Genomic DNA, 19,235 nt, shown 5'->3' with positions numbered 1-19,235 from the left:
GACCGGCGGGTAGGCTTCTGCCCTTCCCGCCAGTCCCGAAAGGAACGCGTCGTGCCGACGTCCAGCGCCAGCACCACCGACGCCGCCAAGTCCAACGGCGGTGGCGTCCAGTCCCTCGAGCGCGCCTTCGATCTGCTGGAACGGATGGCGGACGCGGGCGGCGAGGTCGGGCTCAGCGAGCTCTCCGCGAGCAGCGGGCTGCCGCTGCCCACCATTCACCGGCTGATGCGCACGCTGGTGGCCTGTGGCTACGTCCGCCAGCAGGCCAACCGCCGGTATGCGCTCGGCCCGCGCCTGATCCGTCTCGGCGAGTCCGCTGCCCGACTGCTCGGTACCTGGGCGCGCCCCTATCTGGCCCGCCTGGTGGAGGAGACCGGCGAGACGGCGAACATGGCGCTGCTCGACGGCGACGAGATCGTCTACGTGGCCCAGGTGCCGTCCAAGCACTCGATGCGGATGTTCACCGAGGTGGGCCGCCGGGTGCTGCCGCACTCCACGGGCGTCGGCAAGGCGCTGCTAGCGAACACCCCGGACGACGAGGTGCGCGCCCTGCTCTCCCGCACCGGCATGCCCGCCGCGACGGACCGGACGATCACCACACCGGAGGGCTTCCTGGCCGCCCTCGAGGACGTGCGCCGGGACGGTTACGCGGTCGACGACAACGAGCAGGAGATGGGGGTGCGCTGCCTCGCCGTCTCCGTGCCCAACTCCCCCACCGCCGCCGCCATTTCGATCTCGGGCCCGGCGGGCCGGGTCACGGAGGCGGCCACCGACAAGATCGTGCCGGTGCTGCAGCAGGTGGCGGTGGAGCTGTCGGAGGCACTCGCGAGCTCGGGGCCCGCGGCACAGATCTGAGCGGCCCCTGACCGACGGCTCAGCGGCGCGGCGGTTCCCCGAACAGGTCCACCGCGTTGCGTACGTCCGACAAGCCCTTGGCCAGCGCGCTCACGGACCCGATCGCGCCGGCGATCAGCAGCAGCGACCGGCGCAGTCGGGGGATTTCGGGGGCGCCGTCGATCGTCATCGCGGCGAGGGCGGCGAGTTCGTCCTCGGCTATGCCGCGGTCGGGGAACTCGGCGGGGTGCGCGGCGAGTTCGCGGCGCAGCCGGGACACCGCGGTCCGCAGTTCCGCCACTCTCGGGTCCTCGTCGCTGCCGGTCACTGGCCTCTGCCCCAAGCTCCGCAACACAGCTCTCCCCCTCGCACGCGCGCGTGCGCAGTCTCTTCGTGCTTCCGGTGCAGCCCCGTGGCGGTGGTCGGGCGCCGGGGGACGCGGGTCAGTAAACGCCACCCGATGCCCCGTGCGCCACCGCGCGGACCGAAATTCAGCCCCCGGAAACCGGGCGCTCGCCCTGGCGTCAGGTATGCAGGACGCATGACGGAGAACGAACAGCAGGTGGCCGGGCTGCTCCTCGCCGCCGGCGGCGGCCGGCGGCTCGGCGGGCGCCCCAAGGCCTTGCTCCAGCACCGTGGACGGCCGCTCGTCGAGCACGCGGTCGGCGTGCTGCGCGCGGCCGGCTGCACCCGCGTCCATGTGGTCCTGGGGGCGCGGGCCGACGCCGTACGGGAGCGGGCCGAGCTGGAGGGGTGCGTGCTCGTGGACAACCCGGAGTGGGAACAGGGCATGGGCACCTCACTGCGGGCCGGGCTGGACTCGCTCACCGGGACGGGGGCCCGGGCCGCCCTCGTCTCGCTCGTCGACCAGCCCGGGATCGGCCCGGAGGCGGCAGGGCGGGTGCTGACCGCGTACCGGGACGAGCGGTCCCTCGTCTCGGCCGCCTACGACGGTGTACGCGGCCACCCCGTTCTCTTCGGCAGCGCGCACTGGGCGGGCATCGCCGAGACCGCGACCGGGGACCGCGGGGCCCGCGCCTACCTGAAGGCGCACGAGCCGGCGGTCACCCTCGTCGAGTGCGGGGACGTGGCACAGCCGTACGACATCGACACGGAAGCCGATCTGGTCCACCTTGAGTGAAGCTTGAACTTTGAGTGACGAAGGTGGCACTGAGCGCCACCTTCCCTCGACCCGGAGAATCTCGACATCAACAAACCATTGAACTTCCACAATGAGGAAACTAGTATCCACTGTTCAGAAGCGCCCTACCGCTCCAGGGGCGCCGCTCGCCGTACCCGGTTCGACTGGCACCCGGTGCCACCGCTGAAGGAAGTGACAGCTCATGTCCGCACCAGCGCCGTCCCCGCTGGCCATCGTCGACGCCGAGCCGCTGCCGCGGCAGGAGGAGGTCCTCACGGAGGCGGCCCTGGCCTTCGTGGCCGAGCTGCACCGGCGGTTCACGCCCCGGCGTGACGAACTCCTCGCCCGCCGCGCGGAGCGCCGCGCCGAGATCGCCCGCACCTCCACGCTCGACTTCCTGCCGGAGACGGCCGCGATCCGCGCGGACGACTCCTGGAAGGTCGCCCCCTCCCCCGCCGCCCTGAACGACCGCCGGGTGGAGATCACCGGCCCCACCGACCGCAAGATGACCATCAACGCCCTCAACTCGGGCGCCAGGGTCTGGCTCGCGGACTTCGAGGACGCCTCCGCGCCGACCTGGGAGAACGTGGTCCTCAGTCAGGTCAACCTGGCCGACGCCTACACCCGCACCATCGACTTCACCGACCCGGCGAGCGGCAAGTCGTACGCCCTGCGCCCGAACGAGGAGCTGGCGACGGTCGTCATGCGCCCGCGCGGCTGGCACCTGAACGAGCGCCACCTCGTCGACGCCGACGGCACTCCCGTCCCGGGCGCCTTCGTCGACTTCGGCCTGTACTTCTTCCACAACGCCCAGCGTCTGCTGGACCTCGGCAAGGGCCCGTACTTCTACCTCCCGAAGACCGAGTCGCACCTCGAAGCCCGGCTGTGGAACGAGGTGTTCGTCTTCGCGCAGGACTACGTCGGCATCCCCCAGGGCACCATCCGCGCCACCGTCCTGATCGAGACGATCACGGCCGCGTACGAGATGGAGGAGATCCTCTACGAACTCCGCGACCACGCCTCGGGGTTGAACGCCGGCCGCTGGGACTACCTGTTCTCCATCGTCAAGAACTTCCGTGACGGCGGCGCCAAGTTCGTCCTGCCGGACCGCAACGCGGTCACGATGACGGCCCCGTTCATGCGCGCGTACACCGAACTCCTCGTCCGCACCTGCCACAAGCGCGGGGCGCACGCGATCGGCGGCATGGCGGCGTTCATCCCGTCCCGCCGGGACGCCGAGGTCAACAAGGTCGCCTTCGAGAAGGTGCGCGCCGACAAGGACCGGGAGGCGAACGACGGTTTCGACGGCTCCTGGGTCGCCCACCCGGACCTGGTCCCGATCGCCATGGAGTCCTTCGACAAGGTCCTCGGCGACAAGCCCAACCAGAAGGACCGGCTGCGCGAGGACGTCCACGTCGAGGCCGCCGACCTGATCGCCGTCGACTCGCTGGACGCGAGGCCGACGTACCACGGCCTGGTCAACGCCGTGCAGGTTGGCATCCGTTACATCGAGGCCTGGCTGCGCGGGCTGGGCGCCGTCGCCATCTTCAACCTCATGGAGGACGCGGCCACCGCCGAGATCTCCCGCTCGCAGATCTGGCAGTGGATCAACGCGGGCGTCGAGTTCGAGAACGGTGAGAAGGCCACTCCGGAGCTGGCCCGCAAGGTCGCCGCCGAGGAGCTCTCCAACATCCGTCAGGAGATCGGCGAGGAGGCCTTCGCGGCCGGTCACTGGCAGCAGGCCCACGACCTGCTGCTGCAGGTCTCCCTCGACGAGAACTACGCGGACTTCCTCACGCTGCCCGCGTACGAGCAGCTCAAGGGCTGAGCTACTCCTGCTGACCTACTCCTGCGACGCCTTGTCCGAGTGGCCCAGGGACCTTCCCGGGGCCACTCGGTCGCGTACGGCCTGCTTCACGGCCGTCGGCTCCGGGAAGCCCTGTTCGCGGCGGTCCCAGACCACCTCGTCGTCGACCCGGACGACGAAGACACCGCCGGTGCCGGGCTTGAGCGACAGCTCGGTCAGCTCCGCCTCGAAGGTGGTGAGCAGCTCCTGTGCCAGCCAGGCCGCGCGGGGCAGCCAGCGGCACTGGGTGCAGTACTCGATCTGTACGACGGGACTCATCCGAGGTGCACCGACCAATCCTGTTCCGCCGCCGGTTTGCCGTGCAGGTCGGGGACCCGCTTCAGCCAGTTCGGGCGGCCTTGCCGTGTACGCGCCGTCCGGAGGGCCTCCTCGGCGGCGAGTTCCTCCCGGGCGGGGAAGTCGGTGGGGAGCCAGTCCGCGGAGGCCTGCACGCGCGCGTGGAGGTAGTCCACGTACGCGGCCCGGATGTCGTCGGGCGTCGCGAAGCCCTCCTCTCCGGCGAGCCAGGCGTCGGGGACCTCCCCGGCGATGTCCCGCAGCAGCTCCCGCGTCACCTTCGGCGCCAGCTCCGCGTCGGCCGCCCGTACCTCGGGGGCGTAGTGGCCGAGGGCGTGATGCCGGAAGTCGTACGCCTTGGTGGGATCCGAGCTGTCCCAGCGGTGGTGGAAGACGAGGGCCGCCCCGTGGTCGATCAGCCACAGCCGCGGCGGCGCGATCCCGAGCGTCGGCCAGACCATCAGGTTCGAGCTGTGGACCGTGCGGTCCACGTTCACGGTCAGCGCGTCGAGCCAGACGATCCGGCCCGCCTCCAGCGCATCGACCGGGAACGACTTCGCGACCTCCGGGGTGAAGTCCCTCGCGCCCGGCAGATGGTCCATGCCGAGGTTGATCCCCGCGCTGGCACCGTGGAGTTCCCGCACCTCCTGGTGGGGCTCGCCGTCGGCGATCGCCGGGTCGAAGTGCACCAGCACCAGCTCGGGGAAGCGCAGTCCGAGCGCCCGCGCCAGCTCGCCGACGATCACCTCGGCGACCAGCGCCTTGCGGCCCTGCGCGGACCCGGTGAACTTCACCACGTACGTCCCCAGGTCGTCTGCCTCGACGACTCCGGGCACGGAGCCGCCGGACCGCAAGGGTGCGACGTAGCGGGTCGCGGTGACCTCTCTCAGCATTTCCTCAGCTCGCCCCCTCCACTTGGCCTAGCAATCCAAGGTCGACCTCGGAGGCTCCACCAGCGGGAATTGCTCGTCATCAGCTCTGGGGAGAATCTGGTGAGTTTCGACCGGCATGCAGTGATCTCCTCGCCTCCCCAGCAGTCCGTCAATGGCCGCCCGCCCCTTGCTTCCGGCCTCCGGCCTCCGGCATGAAGTGAGCATAGTAACCGAGGGTGATCGCCGGCGAGGAGTGCCCGAGCCACGGAACCGCAGTCACCACGGATTCTCCCGCCTCCAGCATGAGCGAGGCGTAGGTGTGCCGCAGCACGTGGAAGCCGTCCTTCCGCGCAGCCTCCCACTGCGGCTCGGCTGGCTGGTGAACATGGGAAGCGAGACACTGGTGGGTAGTCACTCCTGAGCTGGGACCCACAGGAGTGTTGCCGCCATTGTGCTGCATTCGACAGATCTGACCTGCGCCCTGGCGGGGCGGAGACAACGACCGAGTCAACCCAGCTCTGACGCTGTTGGGCTCCTGGTACGGCTGTTTCCACGTCACGCAGCATGTCCCGGTCTGGGCGCGGACAGGGAAAGCCATGAATCAGTCACCTGCTGACCCGAGCCCTCCGCGGCTGCTGGCGGGACGGTACCGGCTGCTCGAGCAGCTGGGCCACGGGGGCATGGGTACGGTCTGGCGAGCTCACGATGAGTTGCTCGATCGCGAAGTCGCGGTGAAGGAAGTAAGAGTGAGCGGTCTGTCGCAGGAGGAACGGTCCGTCTTGCATGCCCGGATGCAGCAGGAGGCGCGGGCTGCGGCACGCATCAAACATCCCGGTGTGGTCACCGTGTTCGATGTGCTGCAGGAAGGTGACAGCCCCTGGATCGTCATGGAGTTGATCGAGGGTCAATCGCTCGAGGACATCCTCATCACCGAGGGAACTCTTCTGCCGCGGGACGCCGCTCGGTTCGGAGCGGCCGTCCTGGCAGCCTTGGACAAGGCACATCAGCTCGGCGTTCTGCACCGTGACGTCAAACCGGCGAACGTGCTCCTGGAACGAAGCGGCAGGATCGTGCTCACCGACTTCGGCATCGCGCTCTTCGAAAATGCCCCGGGGCTCACCCGCACCGGCGACATCGTGGGCTCACCCGACTACCTGGCCCCCGAGCGTGCCACCGGCCATCGGCCGGGCCCACCCTCGGATCTGTGGTCCTTGGGTGCGACGTTGTACGCGGCAGTCGAGGGCCAGTCGCCGTTCCGGCGCAGTTCGACTCTGAGCACCCTGCAAGCCGTGATCTCGGACCCGCTGCCCGAACCGCGTCACGCCGGCCCTCTGACCTCCGTCATCGAGGCCCTGCTCCGGAAGGACCCGGAGGCGCGACCCACTGCAAGTCAGGCGCAGCGCATGCTCGAGGAGGTGGCTGCGGGAGCGGCACCCCCACAAGCAGCACATCCGGCGACCCAGGTGATTCCTCCTCAGGGAACGGCAGCCGCGGCGGAAGCGCCCGGCCAGTCCACAACGCCGTTGGACTCGACGCCCCCGCCGCCGTACGACAAGGACACGGCAGCCGTCACCTACTGGCCTACGGAGCCCCCACGCGCCCGCCCCGGTCGCCGCATCAGGCTGCTGGTCGTGCTCGCCGCTGTGCTGGTGACGGTCCTCATAGGAGGTCTGGTCTGGGCGCTCACCTCCAGAACTGGAACCCCGCCGGACTCGCAGTCCAAAGCTCCGGCCGTCGCCAAGACTCCCTCGTCGCAGCCTTCGAGGCAGTCCCCGGGCCTCACGTCGACGCCCCCGAGCTCCCCACCGACGTCCGCGGCCTCCCCACCGACGTCCCCGAGTTCCCCACCGACAACGGTGAGTTCCGCACCATCGCTGCCTCCAGCCGCGAGCGTCCCGGGGGCTGTCGTGACGGCGTACTTCGATGCCCTCAACGCCGGTGATTACAGGCGTGCTTGGGAACTCGGCGGCAAGAACCTTCAGCGGGGATCGTACGAATCCTTCAGGAACTCCTTCGAAGGTACGGCCAATGAGTCGGTCACGATCACTTCCGTCACCGGCGAGCTCGTAGGGATCACACTCGACGCCACGCAGACGGACGGCACCCACCGCTACTTCTCCGGCACATACACCGTGCGCGACGGTGCCATTGTGGCGGCCGACATCCATGTCAGTGACTGACCGGACGCAGGCGGCAGATCTCGGCCCGGCCCTTCCGGCCACCAGACCGGCGGGCTCTCGGTGGCGGCGGTCAGTTCGCACCCACTGCAAGTTTCCCGCTCAGTCGGGAAAAGGAGATCACACAGGCAATGGATCACCCTGTCCCGCTCTCCGGGTACCGTCAGGGTATGAGTCATCCGCACCCCGAACTGAAAGCCGCCCCGCCTCTTCCCGAAGGAGGGTTGCGGGTCATCGCCCTGGGTGGTCTGGGTGAGATCGGCCGCAACATGACCGTCTTCGAGCACGCGGGCAAGCTGCTCATCGTCGACTGCGGCGTGCTGTTCCCCGAGGAGACCCAGCCCGGCGTGGACGTGATCCTGCCGGACTTCACCTCGATCCGGGACCGGCTGGACGACATCGTGGCCGTGGTCCTCACCCACGGCCACGAGGACCACATCGGCGGCGTGCCGTACCTGCTGCGCGAGCGGTCCGACATTCCCGTCGTCGGCTCCAAGCTGACGCTGGCGTTCCTGGAGGCCAAGCTCAAGGAACACGGCATCCGGCCGCGCACGGTGCGGGTGCGGGAGGGCGACCGGCGTGGTTTCGGGCCCTTCGACTGCGAGTTCGTGGCGGTCAACCACTCCATCCCCGACAGCCTCGCGGTCGCGATCCGCACCCGGGCCGGGATGGTGCTGCACACCGGCGACTTCAAGATGGACCAGTTCCCCCTCGACGACCGCATCACCGATCTGCGCGCCTTCGCCCGCCTCGGCGAGGAGGGCGTTGACCTGTTCCTCACCGACTCGACCAACGCCGAAGTGCCCGGCTTCACCACCTCCGAGCGTGAGCTGAACCCGGCGATCGAGCAGGTGATGCGCACCGCGCCGCGCCGGGTCATCGTCTCCAGCTTCGCCAGCCACGTGCACCGCATCCAGCAGGTCCTGGACGCCGCCCACCAGCACGGCCGCAAGGTCGCCTTCGTCGGCCGGTCGATGGTCCGCAACATGGGCATCGCCCGTGACCTGGGCTATCTGAAGGTCCCGTCCGGTCTGGTCGTGAGCACGAAGGAGCTGGAGAAGCTCCCCGACCACAAGATCACTCTGGTGTGCACCGGCTCCCAGGGCGAACCGATGGCCGCGCTGTCGCGGATGGCCAACCGCGACCACGTGATCCGCATCGGAAAGGGCGACACAGTCCTGCTCGCCAGCTCCCTCATCCCCGGCAACGAGAACGCCATCTACCGGGTGATCAACGGACTCACCCGGTGGGGCGCCCACGTGGTCCACAAGGGCAATGCCAAGGTGCACGTCTCCGGGCACGCCAGCGCCGGCGAACTCGTCTACTGCTACAACATCGTCAAGCCCCGCAACGTCATGCCCGTGCACGGCGAATGGCGGCATCTGCGGGCCAACGGCGACCTCGCCATCCGTACCGGTGTCGACCCCGAGCGGGTCGTCATCGCCGAGGACGGCGTCGTCGTCGACCTGGTCGACGGACGCGCGTCCATCACCGGCAAGGTCCCCGCCGGCAACGTCTACGTGGACGGCATGGAAGTCGGCGGCGCCACCGAAGCGTCCCTCAAGGACCGCCTCACCCTCGCCGCCGAAGGCGTGGTCACGGTCGTGGCGATCGTCGACGCGGACACCGGCGCCCTCGCCGAGGCCCCCGACTTCCTGGCCCGCGGCTTCGTCCACGACGACACCACCTTCGAGCCGGTCATCCCCGTCATCGAGAAGACCCTGGCCACCGCGGCCGAGGAAGGCGTCGGGGACGCGCGCCAACTCGAACAACTCGTCGCCCGCGCCGTGGCGAACTGGGCGTTCCGCACCCACCGCCGAAAGCCCCTGATCATCCCCGTCATCATCGACGCCTGAGCCACAGCCCGGCAGCACGGTCCCCGGTTCCGGTCGCGGCCCCGCGGGCACCGAGGTCGGGCACGGGAGTCAGCAGCCACCCCGGCAGGCTGGGGTGGCAACGCACTCCACATGATGCGTCATCGGAAAGGTGTCGGACTGGGCAGATCTCGGACAGGTTGCCACGGCACACGGCCCTGGCACGGCCCGTCGGCTCGGCAGGCACGCTTGTGGGCTTTCGGGCTGACCGGCCGGCGCACCCGATTGACGCCGCACCTAGATGGGGAACGCAGGCGCGCCAGCTGGTTCTCCGCCTGTCAGCCGCTACGACAACCCGGAATTCTGCTCAACGCGGCCCCCGAGGACCGCTGGAATCCGCCCCGGGGAAGTGCTCCGGTACCTGTCACCGAAGCCATGCCTGGTCGGAGACGCAGAACCCGCGGCGTCCGACCAGGCAGCCAGTCGGCGAAATCCCCTGCCGCTCCGGGGCACCACGACGGGTCCGTCCTCGACCTCCCTGTCGTCAGAACTTGTCGGGGAACTGGGCGACGATGCCCTTGGAGAGGGTGTCGGACAGGCCCATCATGTGGTCGAATGCCTTGTCGTAGTCCTTGATCGACTTCGCATAGTCGCCCTTGAGGAGATCGACGGAGTAGACCGTGGTCTGGCTGATGTGGGCCTTCAGCATCGGTTCCGTGACCGACGCCGGCCAGTTCTTCGGGTTGGCCGAGGTGAGGAAGTCGGCGATCTGCTTGGCGTTGGCGTACCAGTCGGCCAGGGCCCTGTCGAGTGCCTTCTTGTTGTTGGCCTGCGCGGCCTGGAGGACCGGCACGGCCTCCTTGATGTGCGTGGTCAGCAGGCCGGACAGCTTGTCCCCGGCCGCCCGGCCGTAATAGGGGGCCACCGCGTCGCCGATGTCCGTCTGGTTCCGCAGCAGCCGGTCGAGGGTCGGCTGCAGGGCGGCCTTGTTGTGGAAGAACGCGTTGACCGTCGAGTAGGTCCACTGCATGTGGTCGGTCCACAGCTGACGCATCGTGGTGTAGAGGGCGATCTTCTTCTGGAGGCTGTCGTCGTGCGGAGCGCGCCCGACGACGGTGCTCGCTGCCGGCGCCGCGGCGGCCTCCGGGAGGACGCCGACAACGGATCCGGTGAGCAGGGCGCCGACGACGGCCAGCCCTGCCGCAGTGGTCGCGGCGCGACGGTTCCGGCGTACTGATCCGGTCATCTCTGCTTCCTTTCGCCGGCGTACGCCGCGCTGACCGGCATACGCGTCGATGACGGTGTCCGGGCGGCCGGGCCCTTTCACCGGCGACACGGAGAACCACAACAAGTGAGTGCATCGGAGTGCCCGCAGTCCTTACCGCCGGAGGCGATCCGATCGGGGCATTTTTCACCCTTGGTACTGGTAAGACAGCGCCCCCGGGCATCGACTCATTGACGGTGATGCCCAAGCTGTTCTCCTTGCCGCAGTCGCAGTCGCAGTCGCAGTCGCCCCAGTGCGAGCCGGTGCGAGCCGTCCTCCCGTTCTCCGGCGCCGTGCGACAACGGGCGGACATCCACCGGGTGGCCGAGATCGCCGGCCGCGGCTCGCCGCCCGCATCCTTGCACCTCGGCAACCGGACCGATGACGATGAGCTACGTGGCTACACCGAGTGAGCGGGCACAGCCGAGCCAGCCCGCGCCACAGTGCGAGGACGCGGGCGACCAGGAGTGGATCGACGCCTTGCGGGTGCGCTGCGCGGGCCATGACGAGGCGGTCCGCAGGCTGCGGCAGACGGTCCGGCACGCGGCACGTCACCAGGTGCGCCGGATGCCCCACGTGACGGCCGAACTCGGTGAGGTGCGGGCCGAGGAGATCATCGAATCGGCCGCCGACGAGGCGACCATGGCGGTGCTCGCACGTCTGGACCGGTTCGAGGGCCGGAGCCGGTTCACCACCTGGATCTACAAGTTCGGCGTCCTCCACGCCGCGACCGAGGCACGCCGGGCGCTCTGGCGCGACCGTCCGATCGACCTCCAGGAGCAGCCGGAACCCGCCAGCGCCGATCCCCTGACTCCCGAAGCCTACGCGGAGGCCCGCGACTTCGCCGCGGCGGTGTCGGTCGCCCTGAGGACCGTCCTCACGCCCCATCAACGCCGCGTTGCATGTGCCCTCATCATCGACGAGGTGCCGATCGACGTGCTGGCCGAGCGTCTTCACACGAACCGCAACGCGCTGTACAAGAGTCTGCATGACGCGCGGATCAAGCTCCGGGCCGAACTCCGCCTCCGCGGCTACCTGGCGGATTCCTGCGTCGAATGAGAGGCGAGATGAGCACACCGGACACGCCGTTGACAACCGCGCAGGCCGCGAGCCTCACCGCGGTCAGCGAGCCGTGGCTGTCGTGCGACGACTGCTTCGACCAGATGGACGGCTGCGTCGAGGCGCTTCTTCACGACGGTCGCGGACTCGACGCACCGACGCGGGTGCACCTCGCCGGATGCCCCGCGTGTCGCGAGGAAGTCGAGTCTCTCATCGCACTGGCGGCCGGCGGGCACGGCATGAGTGCCGACCAGGCGCTCGGCGTGCTCCGCTCCCGCTTGTGAGTGCGGCGAGCAGGAAACGAGCCAGGAACGGGTAGGTGGCGATCTCCTCGTCCGCGGCGGCACGCAAGGCGAAGCCCTCTGCACCGGTTGGGCGTTGACGGCGAAGGCCGCCGGCGCCGCTCGCGATGACGAGGACACGCTGCGCGTGCACACCAGTGGCAGAGGGAACACGTCAGCTGCCCACGACTCCTCTCGCGGGCAGCTGTCGGCAGACGGTGCGGGAGCCTCAGGCCCCCGCGGCGGTGACGATGGCGTCGGTGGCGAAGCCGAGGACGAGGCCCAGCAGCAGGCACCAGGTGGTCAGGGTCTTCAGCGCGGCCTTGCGGGCGACGGCCAGCAGTTCGATGACCACGTAGAGGATCGACCCCGCGGCCAGCCCCAGGAAGGCGATCGACACGGTGTCGTTGACCAGGTGCTGGCCGACCACGGTGCCGAGGAAGGTCGGACCGCCGCCGATCAGGCCGAGCAGCAGCAGCGTGGTCCATGAGGGGCGTTCACCCTCGGCGGCCAGCGGGGCGACGATGCCGAACCCTTCGGTGGCGTTGTGCAGACCGAAGCCGATGATGAGGAGTACGGCGAGGGAGAGTTCGCCCTGGGCGGCGGAGTTGCCGATGGCCAGGCCCTCGGCGAAGTTGTGGAGGCCGATGCCGGTGGCGATCATCAGCGCGAGCGAGCCGGCCCGGCTGCGGACCCCGGGGGCCAGCTCGGCGGAGGCGGCGGCACCGGGGCCGACGGGCCGCGCTGCGGAGGCCGCACGGCGGGCGATCCAGCCGTCGTAGTACACCAGGCTCATCAGCCCGACTGCGAGGCCCAGGGCGAGGGTGAGGCCCCCGGAGGCCACGGTGCCCCAGTCGTGCTTGCCCAGCGCCTCGTCGACCGGCTCCCAGGCGTGTGTCAGGACGTCCCAGACCAGGAAGATCAGGATGCCGATGGCGACGGCGTTCAGACCCGCGCGCAGCCGCGGGCTCGGGCTGCGCAGCCGGCCGAGGGGCAGACCGAGGTAGATGGTGAACCCTGCGATGGCACCGAGCAGGGCTACCTGGGAACCGGACATGAGTGGGGACTCCAGTTGGAAGAGCGGAGAGGTACCCCCGAAACTAGATGAGGCAAGGCTTACCTAATAGTTCCCTGTAGGTCGATTTTGAGAAATCTTGGCGAAATCCTTGCGCCCCGGCCCGAGGCGGTCAGCCGCGGCGAACTCGGTGTCAGCGGTCTTCGTCCCGCTCGTCGTCGGGATCCGCGTCGGCGGGTGAGAGCTGAACGCAGCACTCTCCGGGCCGGGGGGCCAGGACGGCTTGGACTCCGCTGATCCGCAGACCGTCGAGGTAACCGGTGAGGAAGGCGTGGTTCATGCCGCACACCAGGTCGGGGGCCTTGGCCGCAAGCGGGTGGAAGGGGCAGTTGCGCAGCCGGATGTGCGTGGGGGTTTCCCGGACGGGTTCGTAGCCGTGCTCCTCGAGCATGCGCTCACAGGCAGTCAGCCCGCGTTCGGCACCGAGGCGGCCGGGGCGGGTCCGCTCCCGTGCCGTCTCGCCCATCTGTCGCCCGCGTACGCCGGCGGTGCGTGTCGCCGCTTGCGCGGCGCTCTCTTCGGGGCCCTCGACCAGGACGGCGTCCAGCAGGAGGTCCGCCAGGAGTTCGTGGCGCCGGTCGGGAATGCTCACGGTGAGCTGGGTGTCGGTGGGCTCGTAGACCTTGGGCTGCCGGCCGGCCTTGCGGATCCCGCCGGGCGTCTCGTAGCGGGCGCGCAGCAGGCCGGCGTCGACGAGCTTGTCGAGGTGGAAGGCGGCCAGCTTGCGGGATATACCGACGCTGGCGGCGGCCTCGTCACGGGTGACCGCGCGGCGGGCGCGGCGGATGAAGGCGAACATACGCCGCCGGGAGTCCTCGCCCAGGACGCTCACGGAGTCGATGGCGGCGTCGGCCGTACGGGTCGGCGGTATCGGATCGGAAGCCACGTACCCACGATAACTCCTACCTGCGTGGGCGATTGCGTTCTTAGAGCGCCTGGAACTCGGCATCTTGACTCACAGACCTAATAAGACCAAGATTTGTTGGCGAAACTACGGAGGTCGTCACGATGGTCAGTGAGTCCCAGCTTCAGGCGAAGCGGCCGGTCAGCGCCGCACTCGCCGGCCCGTACGGCCATCCCTTCCATCCGATTCTCGTGACGGTGCCGATCGGCGCCTGGGTGGCGAGCCTGGTGTTCGACATCGCCTCCCACGTGGTGCACGATCCGGCGTTCCTGACCCAGGGCTCGGAGTGGCTGATCGCGGTCGGTGTGATCGGCGCGCTGACGGCAGCCCTGGTCGGCTTTCTCGACCTGTTCGCGATTCCCGCCGGGACCCGCGCGTTTCGCACCGGCCTGGTGCACATGACGCTGAACCTCGGCGTGACCGCCGCCTACGTCGTCAACTTCCTGTGGCGCCACGGCACCTACACCGACGGCAGCCGCGTCGGCGGCGGAAAGCTCGCCCTGTCCGCGGTCGGCATCGCCGTCCTGGGCGTCTCGGGGTTCCTGGGCGGCAAGCTCGCCTACCGCTACGGCGTTCGGGTCGCCGACGAGAGCACCCAGGCCGAGGGATACGGGCCGGGCGACGCCGGCCGAACCTCGTGACACCAGCCCCTGCGCCCCTCTCAACGGCCGGTGCCCGCCGGCTGCCTTCCACCGATTCATCGTTGAGGAGTTCCTCATGGACATCGCCGCACTGATCGCCTGGGTGGTCACCGCCCTCTGCGGCTTCTACCTGCTCGGCACCTGGATCCAACGCGGTGGGATCCGCCAGCAGCAGTCCGGCACCAGCCGTCTGCCCGCACCGGTGATCTTCGGGCACTTCGCTCTGGCCGCCATCGGCCTCGTGGTGTGGATCATCTACGTCGTGGCCGACAAGAGCGCCCTGGCCTGGACCGCGTTCGGCCTGCTGCTGCCGGTCGCCCTGCTCGGCTTCACGATGCTGGCCCGCTGGATCCCCGTCTACCGCGAGCGCGCCACGGCCACCCCAGTCGCGGCTGCCCCGGCAGCGGAGGAGACGGTCCCTGCCGAACGGCACTTCCCGCTGCCCGTGGTCCTGGCACACGGCCTGCTCGCGGTCGTCACCCTCGTCCTGGTCCTGCTCACCGCCCTCGGTATCGGCGGCAGCTGACATGACCGAACTCTCGCGCCGCACCACCGCACGAATACGCCCCACCGACCAGGAAGGACCGCCCGCAGGCCCTGCCCTGCGGGTGGTTCACGAGCCCGACGGCATCGACCTTGCCGCCGCCGAACGCGCCGCCGGTCAGTTCCTGAACGCCCTGGGCATCGCCACCTCCTCGGAAAGCATGCGCGGCACACCGGGCCGCATGGCCCGCGCCTACGCCGAACTGTTCAGCCCGCGCCCCTTCGACCTGACCACCTTCCCCAACGACGAGGGCTACGACGAACTCGTCCTGGCCCGCCGCATCCCGGTCCGGTCCGTCTGCGAGCACCATCTGCTGCCGTTCGTCGGTACCGCCCACGTCGGCTACCTGCCCGGTGGCCGGATCCTGGGGCTGTCGAAACTGGCCCGCGTCGTCGAGCACTTCTCCTGCCGACCGCAGGTGCAGGAGCGGCTGACCAAACAGGTCGCCGACTGGCTGCAGACCCACCTGGAACCCAAGGGCGTCGGCGTGGTCATCGAGGCCGAACACAGCTGCATGACCCTGCGCGGCGTCCAGGCCACGGGCTCCAGCACCATGACCTCCACCCTCCTCGGCCTGCTGCGCACCGACGGCCGTTCCCGCAGCGAGTTCCTCGCCCTGACCGGCGCAACCTCCTGACCCGGCCCGCGGTCCGAAATGTTCCTGTGCGAACCGTCGCGATCCCCGTGTATAAGGATCGAAACCCACCACGAGGAGCAACTCATGGCTGTGCTGGGCAAGTTGCTGAAGAACAAGCGGGCAGGGGACGAGGGCCTCGCCTGGAACGCGCCGAACCTGGCCGGCGAGGAGACCCTGGAGCTGAGCAGCCCCGACTTCGCGCACGAGACGACGATCCCGACCCCGCACGCCGGCAAGCGCCTAGGCGGAAAGGATCTCTCACCGGCCCTGGCCTGGGGCAAGGCGCCCGCCGGAACGGTCCAGTTGCTGCTGGTCATCGAGGACCCCGACGCGCCGACGGCGTACCCGTACAACCATGGCATCGCCCTGCTCGACCCGTCCCTGACCGGTCTCCCCCAGGGCGGCCTCGACGCCGGGGCCCCCGCGGACGGAGTACGGCTGCTGAGTTCGGGCTCGCGCCGCGGCTACCTCGGACCGGCGCCGATCAAGGGCCACGGCCCGCACCGGTACGTCTTCCAGCTGTTCGCCCTGGGCAAGCCGCTGACCGCCGGAAGGAGCGTCTCCGTGCCGGACACCGCCAAACCGCGGGCCGTGCTCGCCGCCGCGCGTGAGGTGCTCGCGCGCGGCCGCCTCGACGGTTTCTACGAGCGCGTCTGATCTGTGGCCAGCGGATTCGGCAGCGGCAGATAGCGGGCGTCCGCGCCGTCCGCGCCCGTCCAGCGCAGCAGCAGGTTCGTCTTGCCGGGGAGGGTCGGGGAGGTGAGCAGGGCGGTGATCTCCGGGAGGTCATGGCGGGCGAGTTCACGGCGGGCGGCGGGCCAGGGGTCAAGGCCAGGGTGGCGTTCGGCCAGGGTGGCGGCGACCTCCGTCAGGTGGTTGACGACCAGGCAGTACACCAGCCGTTCCCAGCCGGCCGCGCGCCCCGCCTCCGGCAGCAGCTTCACGCCCTCGGCGTCCCGGAACAGCGCCTGCACCGGGGTGCCGTCCGCGTCGACGGCGACCAGCGTGTTCTGCAGATGTGCCTCGAGTACGACACCGTGGTCGGCGAAGGCTGCCAGCGCCGGGGGCACCACCGCCCTCAGGTACGCCTCCCACCAGGCCTCCGGGGCTTCGGCCCCGTCGAGCGGGCTGCCCGCGAAGCCCTCCACCAGGCCCGCGGCGAGCAGCGGGGTCGCGCCGGGCAGCACCCGGCCGTGCAGCCCGTCGCGGACCAGGACGGCGAGTTCCTCGAAGGCGAAGTCGGCGGTGCGGTAGCCGCGGTCGCCGAGCCAGGCCGCCGGGCCTTCCATGGCGGCGAAGGCGGCGGCCGCCGCCTCATCCGTGCGGCGGAGTTTCAGCAGGTCGTGGCGCCACAGCCGGCGGATGTCGTTGGTGATGCGGACGTCGAGGCTGAACTTCAGGAAGAGGTCGTGCCCGGGGGCGTAGAGGGTGCGGATCGCGGCCGTCGGCCAGGCCTCGAAGGCGGTCGTGCCCAGCCTGATCAGGCGGCCGTCGGCGAAGTCGGGCGCGAGGTCCACGAGGTCGAGCTGCCAGGGGTGGGCGGGCAGCAGCCGGTAGCCGGGCGGGGCGTCGCCGAGGGCGTCCAGCGCGGTGGTGTCGCCCTCCTCGACGACCAGGTCCTCGCGCACGCCGAGCAGCGCCAGCGGGAAGCGGGCGTGGGCCTCGGGGGCGTACGGCAGCCAGCCCGCGACCGGGCCGCCGCCGCGTGCCTTGGGGGCCGGATGGTAGGGATGGCCGGTGATCAGGGACTGCTCGGAGCGCTGGTACGGGTCCTCGGGTGCCGTCACCCTGGCGCGGGCGGCCAGCAGTGCGGCCACGGCGTCCCGGCTGTCGATCATCTCGGCGGGGAGTTCGTGGTTGGACAGGCCCGTGTGACGGCGCAGCTCCTCGGCGACGAGCTTGACGAGTTCGGTGTGGCCGACGGGGTGCCAATGGCCGCCTGCATGGACCTCGGGGCAGACGGGCCGGCGTTCGCCACGCACCCGGAGGAGGCGGCCGGTGCCGGGCAGCCGGTACGTGCGGAAAGGGCAAGCATCCGTCCCCGACGGCGCGGGCTTGCCGTGCGCGCCGGGGTCGAGACCGAGTGCCCCGGACTCGGCACACGCGTCAGGGTGCACCGCCGGCTCCGCCACCTCGCGCAGCAGACAGTTGAGGAGCGGTGCGGCCGCGTATGCGTCGGCACGTCCGGCGGGGTCGTCACCGGTGTGCGGGGTGATGAGATCCACGCGATCCACTCGTTCCCTGAGGTCCGTTCGGGCGGAGACGATCAGTATGTATGCCGTCACCCCGGTTCGTGACGCCCCACTCGTACCCGAGGAGCCCGCCCGTGCACCGTCCCCACCCCGCGGAGGCCGAGGTCGCCGACGAGCTGGCCGCCGTACGCCCCGTGCTTCTGTCACGGTACGCGGCCGAGCTGCCGGGTGCCCGGGCGGCCGTGCTGACCCGGCTGTGGCGGGCGCTCGCCCATGAGCCGCTGCCGTGGATCACCGCCCGGCACCCGGACCGGGAGGGCCTCACCCTGCGCCTTCGCGACGGGCGGCGGCTGCACGGGCCGGCCGCGGATCCGTACGCCACCGCCGCCTACGTCACCGCCGTACACCTCGACAGCGTGGCGTACGACCATCCGGCGCGGCTGATGACCGACCTCGCGGTGCCGCACGGTGTCGACTTCGCGGCCGAACTCGGGCACAGCGTGGCGTCGTTGGCGCTGTCCCGGGCCGATCAGGAGCTCCCCAGCGACGAGTGGCCCGCGCAGGACTGGGAGTGGGAGCAGCGTGTGGTGGACGGGCATCCCTTCCATCCGGGCTGCCGTTCCCGGCCCGGTTTCTCGGTGGCCGAGCAACTGGCCTACGGGCCCGAGCACCGGCCGCGGGTCGAGCTGGGGATGCTGCCGGTCCGGGCCGACGAGTGCCTGGTGACCGGGGCGTGGCCGCACGACATGCGGGACGGGGAACGGCTGTTGCTGCCGGTGCACCCGTGGCAGGCGGCGCATGTGCTGAAGCGGACCTGCGAGGAGAAGCTCACCGCGCATCCGCTGATGTCCCTGCGCACGCTCGCGGTGCCCGGCGGACCGCATGTCAAGACCGCGCTGAGCGCCCGGCTGACGTCCTCGGTGCGGGACATCTCGCGCTACTCGGTCGCGCTGTCGGCGACGTTGTCGGCCTTCGCGGAGTCGCTGGCGGCGCGCGCCGACGGCCTGCTGCACGTCACGCGCACCTGGGGTGCTGCCACGGCCGAGTCCGCGGACCTCGCCGCCGTGGTGCGGGAGTCGCCGCAGACGTACGCCTCGACGGCCCGCGGGGAGCGGGTCGTGCCGGTGGCCGCGCTCGCCACCACCGCGTTGCCCGAATCCCCCGTCTGGCTCGCCGACTTCACCTGCCTCACCCTCACCGTCGGCCTGCGCCTGCTGGAGCTGGGAGTGGCCCTTGAGGCGCATGGCCAGAACCTTCTGGTCGTCCTCTCGCCGACGGGTGCCCCGCTGCGGCTGGTCTACCGCGATCTCGCCGACATCCGCGTCAGCCCGGCGCGGCTGGCCCGGCACGGCATCCCGGTCCCCGGTCCCCTGTCCGGACGGCTGGTGACGGACGACGTGACGACGCTGCGGCGCAAGCTGTTCGGTTCGCTGGTGGCGGGCGCACTCGCCGGTACGGCGGGTTCGGCACCGGCGCTCGGGACGGCGCTGGAGACGGCCGTACGGGAGCTGCCGCGCACCCCCGACCTGGCCGCGCTGCTCGCAGAGCCGCTGCCCACGAAGGCGCTGACGCTGATGCGGATGTCGCCCGGGACGCCCGGTGACCAGTGGGCCGAGCTGCCCAATCCCCTGCGGCGGCAGGCCCGCTGACGCTCGTT

Annotated in this window: 20 protein-coding genes and 1 pseudogene; 13 read left to right on the top strand and 8 right to left on the bottom strand. The window is 70.3% G+C overall.

The genetic code is table 11. The features are described 5' to 3' along the window. Window positions 1-51 precede the first annotated feature (51 nt). A complete protein-coding gene (locus ACWCRD_RS01495) occupies window positions 52-855 on the top strand; it encodes an IclR family transcriptional regulator (RefSeq protein WP_390696044.1) in 804 nt (267 codons plus the stop codon). A gap of 19 nt (window positions 856-874) precedes the next feature. On the opposite strand, the gene ACWCRD_RS01490 is transcribed toward ACWCRD_RS01495, so the two are convergent. Further along, window positions 875-1,162 (bottom strand): DUF5955 family protein, encoded by a 288-nt coding sequence (locus ACWCRD_RS01490; RefSeq protein WP_450964350.1) that lies wholly within the window; start codon window positions 1,160-1,162, stop codon window positions 875-877. 213 nt (window positions 1,163-1,375) lie between these two features. Here ACWCRD_RS01490 and ACWCRD_RS01485 point away from each other — a divergent pair, with 213 nt between their 5' ends. Beyond that, on the top strand, window positions 1,376-1,975 hold the full coding sequence (locus ACWCRD_RS01485) for a nucleotidyltransferase family protein (RefSeq protein ID WP_450963929.1): 600 nt from the start codon (window positions 1,376-1,378) through the stop codon (window positions 1,973-1,975). Window positions 1,976-2,177: 202 nt separating this feature from the next. Then, a complete protein-coding gene (aceB, locus tag ACWCRD_RS01480) occupies window positions 2,178-3,803 on the top strand; it encodes a malate synthase A (RefSeq protein WP_450963928.1) in 1,626 nt (541 codons plus the stop codon). Between the two features lie 15 nt (window positions 3,804-3,818). Here the strand turns inward: aceB and ACWCRD_RS01475 are convergent, their stop codons facing one another. From ACWCRD_RS01475 to ACWCRD_RS01465, 3 genes and pseudogenes are all read right to left on the bottom strand, one after another. Continuing rightward, complete coding sequence (locus ACWCRD_RS01475) at window positions 3,819-4,100, bottom strand: SelT/SelW/SelH family protein (RefSeq protein ID WP_123968401.1); 282 nt, start codon at window positions 4,098-4,100, stop codon at window positions 3,819-3,821. Continuing rightward, complete coding sequence (locus ACWCRD_RS01470; RefSeq protein WP_450963927.1) at window positions 4,097-5,011, bottom strand: HipA family kinase; 915 nt, start codon at window positions 5,009-5,011, stop codon at window positions 4,097-4,099. The genes ACWCRD_RS01475 and ACWCRD_RS01470 overlap by 4 nt, the downstream gene beginning before the upstream one ends. A 79-nt stretch (window positions 5,012-5,090) precedes the next feature. Continuing rightward, window positions 5,091-5,351, bottom strand: a pseudogene (locus ACWCRD_RS01465) (site-specific integrase); the annotation flags it as partial. A gap of 235 nt (window positions 5,352-5,586) precedes the next feature. Here ACWCRD_RS01465 and ACWCRD_RS01460 point away from each other — a divergent pair. Beyond that, the gene (locus ACWCRD_RS01460) at window positions 5,587-7,170 is read left to right on the top strand and encodes a protein kinase domain-containing protein (protein WP_450963926.1); all 1,584 of its coding nucleotides are present in this window, start codon (window positions 5,587-5,589) and stop codon (window positions 7,168-7,170) included. A 167-nt stretch (window positions 7,171-7,337) separates the two neighbouring features. Then, window positions 7,338-9,023, top strand: a complete 1,686-nt coding sequence (locus ACWCRD_RS01455) for a ribonuclease J (protein WP_450963925.1) — start codon at window positions 7,338-7,340, stop codon at window positions 9,021-9,023. A 502-nt stretch (window positions 9,024-9,525) separates the two neighbouring features. On the opposite strand, the gene ACWCRD_RS01450 is transcribed toward ACWCRD_RS01455, so the two are convergent. Next, complete coding sequence (locus ACWCRD_RS01450; RefSeq protein ID WP_450963924.1) at window positions 9,526-10,227, bottom strand: hypothetical protein; 702 nt, start codon at window positions 10,225-10,227, stop codon at window positions 9,526-9,528. 218 nt (window positions 10,228-10,445) lie between these two features. Here ACWCRD_RS01450 and ACWCRD_RS01445 point away from each other — a divergent pair, with 218 nt between their 5' ends. Genes ACWCRD_RS01445 through ACWCRD_RS01435 form a run of 3 tightly spaced genes read left to right on the top strand, consistent with a single transcriptional unit; the run spans window position 10,446 to window position 11,588 of the window. Beyond that, entirely contained in the window at window positions 10,446-10,658 is a 213-nt protein-coding gene (locus ACWCRD_RS01445) for a hypothetical protein (RefSeq protein ID WP_450963923.1), read from the top strand. Beyond that, complete coding sequence (locus ACWCRD_RS01440) at window positions 10,642-11,304, top strand: RNA polymerase sigma factor (protein ID WP_450963922.1); 663 nt, start codon at window positions 10,642-10,644, stop codon at window positions 11,302-11,304. Before ACWCRD_RS01445 ends, ACWCRD_RS01440 begins: the two co-directional genes overlap by 17 nt. Before the next feature lie 8 nt (window positions 11,305-11,312). Beyond that, a complete protein-coding gene (locus tag ACWCRD_RS01435; protein WP_450963921.1) occupies window positions 11,313-11,588 on the top strand; it encodes a hypothetical protein in 276 nt (91 codons plus the stop codon). Window positions 11,589-11,814: 226 nt separating this feature from the next. Here ACWCRD_RS01435 and ACWCRD_RS01430 read toward each other — a convergent pair whose 3' ends face one another. Together ACWCRD_RS01430 and ACWCRD_RS01425 are read right to left on the bottom strand one after the other, a co-directional pair. Then, a complete protein-coding gene (locus tag ACWCRD_RS01430; RefSeq protein WP_450963920.1) occupies window positions 11,815-12,642 on the bottom strand; it encodes a ZIP family metal transporter in 828 nt (275 codons plus the stop codon). Window positions 12,643-12,793: 151 nt separating this feature from the next. Further along, the gene (locus ACWCRD_RS01425) at window positions 12,794-13,546 is read right to left on the bottom strand and encodes a helix-turn-helix transcriptional regulator (protein WP_450963919.1); all 753 of its coding nucleotides are present in this window, start codon (window positions 13,544-13,546) and stop codon (window positions 12,794-12,796) included. 122 nt (window positions 13,547-13,668) lie between these two features. Between ACWCRD_RS01425 and ACWCRD_RS01420 the strand changes: the two genes are divergently transcribed. The 4 genes from ACWCRD_RS01420 to ACWCRD_RS01405 all read left to right on the top strand — a co-directional run bounded on the left by ACWCRD_RS01420 (window position 13,669) and on the right by ACWCRD_RS01405 (window position 16,043). Next, window positions 13,669-14,205 carry a DUF2231 domain-containing protein gene (locus tag ACWCRD_RS01420; protein WP_450963918.1) on the top strand — a complete coding sequence of 179 codons (537 nt, stop codon included), beginning with the start codon at window positions 13,669-13,671 and terminating at the stop codon, window positions 14,203-14,205. Window positions 14,206-14,281: 76 nt separating this feature from the next. Then, entirely contained in the window at window positions 14,282-14,731 is a 450-nt protein-coding gene (locus ACWCRD_RS01415) for a hypothetical protein (RefSeq protein ID WP_450963917.1), read from the top strand. Between the two features lies 1 nt (window position 14,732). Beyond that, a complete protein-coding gene (folE, locus tag ACWCRD_RS01410; protein ID WP_450963916.1) occupies window positions 14,733-15,386 on the top strand; it encodes a GTP cyclohydrolase I FolE in 654 nt (217 codons plus the stop codon). Window positions 15,387-15,470: 84 nt separating this feature from the next. Then, window positions 15,471-16,043 carry a YbhB/YbcL family Raf kinase inhibitor-like protein gene (locus ACWCRD_RS01405; RefSeq protein ID WP_450963915.1) on the top strand — a complete coding sequence of 191 codons (573 nt, stop codon included), beginning with the start codon at window positions 15,471-15,473 and terminating at the stop codon, window positions 16,041-16,043. Here ACWCRD_RS01405 and ACWCRD_RS01400 read toward each other — a convergent pair. After that, window positions 16,028-17,620, bottom strand: coding sequence for an IucA/IucC family protein (locus ACWCRD_RS01400; RefSeq protein ID WP_450964349.1), 1,593 nt, complete (start codon window positions 17,618-17,620; stop codon window positions 16,028-16,030). The two genes, ACWCRD_RS01405 and ACWCRD_RS01400, sit on opposite strands and share 16 nt — an antisense overlap. Window positions 17,621-17,712: 92 nt before the next feature. Between ACWCRD_RS01400 and ACWCRD_RS01395 the strand changes: the two genes are divergently transcribed. Next, window positions 17,713-19,227 carry an IucA/IucC family protein gene (locus tag ACWCRD_RS01395; protein ID WP_450963914.1) on the top strand — a complete coding sequence of 505 codons (1,515 nt, stop codon included), beginning with the start codon at window positions 17,713-17,715 and terminating at the stop codon, window positions 19,225-19,227. The last annotated feature ends 8 nt before the right edge of the window (window positions 19,228-19,235 follow it).

It is taken from the genome of Streptomyces sp. NPDC002092 (assembly GCF_053593775.1).
The sequence above is the reverse complement of the archived record's forward strand: the minus strand, read 5'-3'. Positions and strand labels throughout refer to the sequence as shown.

What these genes read in the sequence shown, in the direction of transcription:
- ACWCRD_RS01485 (WP_450963929.1), top strand. Translation starts at nt 1,376, where the DNA reads ATGACGGAGAACGAACAGCAGGTGGCCGGGCTGCTCCTCGCCGCCGGC.
- aceB (WP_450963928.1), top strand. Translation starts at nt 2,178, where the DNA reads ATGTCCGCACCAGCGCCGTCCCCGCTGGCCATCGTCGACGCCGAGCCG.
- ACWCRD_RS01475 (WP_123968401.1), bottom strand. Translation starts at nt 4,100, where the DNA reads ATGAGTCCCGTCGTACAGATCGAGTACTGCACCCAGTGCCGCTGGCTG.
- ACWCRD_RS01470 (WP_450963927.1), bottom strand. Translation starts at nt 5,011, where the DNA reads ATGCTGAGAGAGGTCACCGCGACCCGCTACGTCGCACCCTTGCGGTCC.
- ACWCRD_RS01460 (WP_450963926.1), top strand. Translation starts at nt 5,587, where the DNA reads ATGAATCAGTCACCTGCTGACCCGAGCCCTCCGCGGCTGCTGGCGGGA.
- ACWCRD_RS01455 (WP_450963925.1), top strand. Translation starts at nt 7,338, where the DNA reads ATGAGTCATCCGCACCCCGAACTGAAAGCCGCCCCGCCTCTTCCCGAA.
- ACWCRD_RS01450 (WP_450963924.1), bottom strand. Translation starts at nt 10,227, where the DNA reads ATGACCGGATCAGTACGCCGGAACCGTCGCGCCGCGACCACTGCGGCA.
- ACWCRD_RS01445 (WP_450963923.1), top strand. Translation starts at nt 10,446, where the DNA reads ATGCCCAAGCTGTTCTCCTTGCCGCAGTCGCAGTCGCAGTCGCAGTCG.
- ACWCRD_RS01435 (WP_450963921.1), top strand. Translation starts at nt 11,313, where the DNA reads ATGAGCACACCGGACACGCCGTTGACAACCGCGCAGGCCGCGAGCCTC.
- ACWCRD_RS01430 (WP_450963920.1), bottom strand. Translation starts at nt 12,642, where the DNA reads ATGTCCGGTTCCCAGGTAGCCCTGCTCGGTGCCATCGCAGGGTTCACC.
- ACWCRD_RS01420 (WP_450963918.1), top strand. Translation starts at nt 13,669, where the DNA reads ATGGTCAGTGAGTCCCAGCTTCAGGCGAAGCGGCCGGTCAGCGCCGCA.
- ACWCRD_RS01415 (WP_450963917.1), top strand. Translation starts at nt 14,282, where the DNA reads ATGGACATCGCCGCACTGATCGCCTGGGTGGTCACCGCCCTCTGCGGC.
- folE (WP_450963916.1), top strand. Translation starts at nt 14,733, where the DNA reads ATGACCGAACTCTCGCGCCGCACCACCGCACGAATACGCCCCACCGAC.
- ACWCRD_RS01405 (WP_450963915.1), top strand. Translation starts at nt 15,471, where the DNA reads ATGGCTGTGCTGGGCAAGTTGCTGAAGAACAAGCGGGCAGGGGACGAG.